This window comes from Massilibacteroides sp. (genome assembly GCF_028705895.1).
Lineage (GTDB): Bacteria > Bacteroidota > Bacteroidia > Bacteroidales > Tannerellaceae > Massilibacteroides.
Map to the genome: position 1 here is coordinate 1 of NZ_JAQWCQ010000089.1, position 5,627 is coordinate 5,627.

The window sequence follows — 5,627 nt, forward strand, 5'->3', positions numbered from 1 at the left end:
TGGAGCCGCGAACTTAAAGAATGTAATCGGCGAAGAGCTGTATCAACTATATCTCTCTAAAGAAGGACATTTAGAACTTAAGACTACCGTCGGCACAGCAGTAGAAGAAATGATAACGGCTTGGAATAAGCTTCAAGAAGATATCGCGAAAAGCACTAAAGACGCTGGAGTGGATATTAATAACCTTGGACAGATAACCGATCAAACCGCCAAAACCATCATCGCCGATTCTGGACTGACTGAATCTCATGTATCGGCTGCTGTTCAACGCATGAACGAAGCTATTAAACAGCAAGCTGAACAGACGGGTAGCTGGGCGAAAGACTGGACAAGCCATGCCGAAACTGTCATCAACGCTATTAATGATTTAATTGCTAAATATCAAGAACTTAAAACTGCACAAACAGGAGCAAAGGCAAACTTTGATACTGGCGTATTTGTCGATTATAGTGCTAAGATTGGCGCAATTTTCTCTGGCTATTTATCACAAGGATATGATGGTAAGCAAGCATTTAGCTTAACTCAAGGAGATAAAAATGCTCAAGCTTTATTATCTGCGAGAGCAAATGACAGTGCTTATTCTCAATGGAAATCTAACTTAGAGATCCTTGAGGGACTTAGAGATGGAACGATTATTTGGGACTCCACTCGAGGTTTTGTTAAATCAGACGGAAGCCCAGCAAATATGAGCCGAGGAGTGCCGTTCCTATCTGGTGGTTTGGCGCATGGTCCAATGGAAGCAACTCTCGCCGAGGATGGCAAAAAAGAGCTTGTATTGAATAACAGTGATACAATTAATATCTTAGAGACGGTACGACTTATTAGAGAAGTATTTGGGCAGAAGTTTAGAGGTATTTCCTCTTCAGTTACGGCAGCTTTAAGCAGAGTGCCGAACCCAGATAAACAACTTCAACAAAAAGTAGATATCGAAGCAAACTTCCCCGGCGTCACAGCAGCAGTAGAAATTGAAGATGCTTTAACTGGATTAATCAATCGAGCAAGTCAATATTCATTAGAATAACTTATATGAAAAGTGGTGGGCGTAAAATGCCCACCACATGAGAGGAAGGTGTATAAATGGCAATTAATGTAGATGTTCTACTGAATGCTATCGACATAATCGCCAAAAAAAGAGTTGAGTCAGTAAGCAATGACTTAACTATTGACGCCGAAGTTTCTATTCCTTATAACGTAGAAACCGGCGAATATAAAATTAAATATCAAGACTCAATATTTTCCGCCTTTTCAGTAGATCCTTCAGTTGTCTATAAGAAAGGCGAACAAGTATTTGTATTAGTTCCTCAAGGTGATTTCTCTGGTAAAAAAATAATTTTGAGCCGTTCACAGTACTCCAATACCATTAGTGCTAATGAAAGGTCACAAATGACTAATTATTATGTGACTAAAGGACCGAATTGGATTGACGAATGGTACAATCCCGATGATTTAAGAAGAACCTTAGGGATTTGTGCCTGTCATGACATGAGGGTAGGCGATCTTGGCGAAAATGCTAATTTTATAGATATGCCTTTTTTAAGACTCTATCCAGAAATACCTCTTTTAAAAGTAAAATATCCTAATAGTTACTATCCAAGTCCTCGCCTAAACGCCGCCGATACTCAATTACAAAGATATTCTGAAAACTTTGACTATATTTATATATCTGCCGATTTCCGCACAGAGTTTACGGATATTCACTCTAATGGACAATATGGTCTTAGGGTAAGTTGTATTGTTGATAACCCTGACTATGTCGCCGAAACCCATCCTCAATATGACCCTTCCGCTTCTCAATTTATAGAAGCCGAGTTCGAGTTATCTTTCTCCAACTTCATTGGAGCGCCTTATCAATACAATATTAGTACGCCGAACTCGGCTTATTTTAAAGTGCCGAAAGGCAGTATTAAAGGACTCTCTAAAATAGAATTTTTCCAAGACGGCAACTTTGCGGAAGATTTTTCGATAGAATATGATCCTATCACAGGTTTGCCGAAACCGGGGATTGAGAACCTCGAAAGAAATAATATCTTTGTATCAAATATAGATATCCGATTCGCCGAAAAGATAAACTTAACTGATGATCTTTATAGGGCTTATATCGATACTCCTTATGGTGATAGCCTTTATGCACCTGACAAAGGGCTTGGACGTAGTTCAGTAACCTTAAAGGCTAAACTTTTATATGGATTTCAAGATTTAACTTCTCAAGAAACTTGTCGGATCTATTGGTTTAGAGAAAAATATGATATGACCTTATCTGAAGTATTGCCAGATGAACAAGATGAGTTTGGCAAAACTTGGTATGACTATGGCGGTCCGGGTTGGGCGCCGATTTCGAAGTTGAATGGTGCTTCTTTATATAGTATCGACTTTGACACAATCGAAATTCCAATAGATGCTGTTTTAGATAGATGGCGTTATAAGGCAGTAATTGTATATAATGATGAAATAACTTTAGAAGTTATTCAAACTGTTACGAGAACTGATAGTGAATATAAGTTTTATATTGAGCAATATATTGATGAATTGGATAAGAAAACTTATCTAAGAGTAAAAAGCGATACTTCTAATATTGAGCCGACTTGCCGATGGTGGCTTTTATTACAGGACGGAAGTTATCGAGATCTATTATATAAAAATCCTATTGAAATAACGCCGTATCTTATTAATGAAGTTGCTACCTTTAGAGCACAGGTATTTCTTACCGCTTTTGAATCTTCAGAGGTAACGAACTTAGAACATACTATTATTACAGCTTCTGAAAATGACCTTTTTGTGAAATGGACTGGACAGACTACCTTTAATTATGGACCTACAGGAACGGCTAAAAATGGCGCCGCAAGTAAGGAACATATTATTGTTCCCCACCTAACTTGGGCGGAAGGGCGCGGCACCGATTATCGTATTGAAGTTCTCGCTCCTGACGGAGTTATTTTAGGAGCTGCCAACAACTTAGGGAAAGGCTATACTCCTGAAAACTCTATGATGTCTGATATATGGATAGAACAAGGGACTTACGCCGTTCACTTTTATATTAAGGATAAGTTTGATATTGAAAAAAATGAAAATACATTCATTTTAAGGATAGTTACTATTTCTTCCCAAGAGATATATGAAGCAAATATCAATATTCTATTTCAAAAAGATGGGGGTCAGGGTAGTCAAGGTAGTGATTTTTATGCGCCGATTCTCCCTTGTAATAGGAACCATCCTACCTATGAAGATTTCTCGCAAGAAGTCAGAAGCATTTGTCCGTTAGTTCTTCGGCAATCAAGCGATAAGACTTTTTATCAAGATACTAATTTTCATTTATATTTAAGACCTTTTGCTTCAAAGAATGGCGTTTCTATAGAGAGTCTCGCCGCGCAGGGATATCGTTACGAGGTATATTGGGATGTAAGATTTCCTCAAAATGCGCCCGGTGCTCTCGCAAACTCCTCTTGGTTAAAGCTTTATAATATTTCTTCAAATGCGCCTTACCCTTATAATGCTTCAACTATGGGAAAAACTAATCCTGCAAATGCTGCTGGTTATCAAGCTATTACCAGTAGTGATCTAAGAAACGGCGCTATTGAAGTAAGGTTTGAGAGCAATCTGGACGAAGACATTCTTCTTGAGGACGGTAGATTTAATTTTATAGTTAAGGCACAAACCGATATCTACAAAGATGATGAAAAACTTGCTTCTATAAGTTCTATTTATCCAATAGATGTATTCTTAAATTACGCCGGAATCAATGATTTTGACCCGTCTAAAATATATACTAACTGGCCGAGATATGTAGACTATAATCCAAGCGGTTACAGCCCTATAGTTCCCTATGAGAAATTAATTTTCAGATATGGCGAAAATGCCTCAAGACCAATCTCACCAATTCCCTCATATAATCCAGACAATATAACCCCTGATATTCAAGACCTATATAAGAATGATACTGATAGTTATTATAAGCCAAAATCCTATTTCTTTTTTGAGGAAGGATACAATGGCGCCCTCGGTACATCTGCCGATGCTTCTTTAACTTCACCAGATTTTGTAAAAGATGGAAAGGTATCGCGCTTCATTAGAAATCAAGTCTTTAGGCTTGATATTTATGGAACAAATGAGGATATCAATGGCTGGAATGGGCAGGGAATTGACATAAATGAAGAGGGCGGAACTATATTTGCCCCAACCATAGGTGCCGGATATAAAGATCCTTTAAAGAATACTTTCACAGGTCTTTTAATGGGTATTAATAAAGGACAGAAGAAAGAAAGCGGTATTACTGGAGATACTTCAGAAATAGAAGACTGGTTCCCTCGAGAAGATATTGAAAAACGACAATATCTGACAGGGCTTTATGGTTTTCAAAACGGCGTTTCTTCTTTTGGAATTATGGAAAATGGTACTGCTTACTTTGGACGCGCCGATCAGGGCGGGCGTTTAGTGATAGATGGCTTTAATGCAACTATTTATGGCGGCAAGACAGGATTATCTGGAAACTTAGGTATCCGAGATGATATGAGCAATTGCATGAGATTATCTTTCTTAGATTTATCTAATCTAAATTCTGTAACTGTTGATGGCGTTTCCCAAGGTTTTAACGGCGATTATTTTGGACGACTCGATGCTTTCGATGCAGAATTTCCAATATGGTATAAGGCGATTTGGAAGCCCGGAGTAGCCATTGCTGGAACGACAAGTGAAGGACCTACTATAGACGGCGAAACGGTAGATTTTTGGGAAGGTGGTCTTTACGAGAATACCTTTGGTCCTGCAAGAGCTTCTACTACTCCAGCCATAGAAATTGGGCAACATCCTCGAGGACTAAAGCCCGGAAAACTTCCTTGGGATTCTTATTCTACTGTATTAAATAATCTAAAAATTCCCGGAGATAGAAATCTTTTAGTAACTTATGATGGAACTATTTGGGCAATGAATGGCGTTTTTCTCGGTAATGTTATCGGCTCTAATATCATCGGTGGTCGAATTCAAGGCGCTGAAATAGGTATTGGTCATACGCCGGGTGGAACTTATTATATAATAAATAGTGAGGGAGATTGGCAGGACTTGGAAGCGCCGACTCGGAGAACGCAATCAAATACCAACCCTGCTGCCTTTTATGTTAACGAGTCTGGTGAAGTCTCTGCCAACCAGCTTAATATTTATGGTGGGAAAATCAGTATTAAAGACTTTTTCGTAGACGGCAACGGCAACATCTTTCAATTTGGCAAGACTAATTTAATTGGACAAACCTATGTATATGGAAATATGGGAGTTGGTCCAAGCGGAAGTAGTAGTGGTAGCGAATACGGCAATTTCTTCCAAGTTCAGGGACAGGTAGGTTTGGGCATTTCAAAAACAGATAATGATGACTTTAGAGAGAACTTAGGAATAGTAAATTACAACAACATTTTAAGGAAAAAAGCTATGTTTGGACTTGATAGCTCAACTGCGATAAAAAAAGTTGGGGATTCAAATAAAGGTCATTTATGGCCCATGGAATTTTGGGTTAAGAAAACCGATAATAGCGGTGATTTTCATGCTGTTTTTGGAACTATGGAAGAATATATTTCAATTTCCTCTCCTTGGACTTTGTTTTTAAATACTATGGATGGAACAAAAAGTTTTTCTATGAATGGCGC

The 5,627-nt window shown here is 38.4% G+C and carries 2 protein-coding genes; both read left to right on the forward strand.

The window, feature by feature from the left end; genetic code table 11:
* Nucleotides 1-1,021: hypothetical protein (locus tag PHT93_RS14665; protein ID WP_300244425.1), on the forward strand; the 1,021-nt coding region annotated here is incomplete at its 5' end.
* A 56-nt stretch (nucleotides 1,022-1,077) separates the two neighbouring features.
* Nucleotides 1,078-5,627: hypothetical protein (locus tag PHT93_RS14670; RefSeq protein WP_300244427.1), on the forward strand; the 4,550-nt coding region annotated here is incomplete at its 3' end.